Consider the following 256-nt stretch of genomic DNA (forward strand, 5'->3'; position numbering starts at 1 on the left):
TACTTTCACACTGGTTGCAGCACTATCATCGGCGCAGAGTCATTTCACGGTCCTGTTCGGGATGGGAAGGGGTGGGACTGACTTGCTATGGTCATCAAGCTTTGACTTGTATGCTCCGCAGCCACATCATGGGCTGCACAGCGAATCTGGGAGAAGTAAAGTTTGGGGGTAGCACTCACCATCTTAGTAAATGCATATAACCGGCAAGGTTATAGGGACAAGCCGTACGGGCAATTAGTATCAGTTAGCTTAATGC

At 49.2% G+C, this 256-nt stretch carries 1 rRNA gene; it reads right to left on the reverse strand.

The annotated features are described in order from the left end of the window. Window positions 1-99: ribosomal RNA gene (rrf, locus tag GTP58_RS30960) — 5S ribosomal RNA — on the reverse strand; the annotation flags it as partial. Window positions 100-256: the final 157 nt, after the last annotated feature.

The organism is Duganella sp. CY15W (genome assembly GCF_009857555.1).
GTDB lineage: Bacteria > Pseudomonadota > Gammaproteobacteria > Burkholderiales > Burkholderiaceae_D > Rugamonas > Rugamonas sacchari.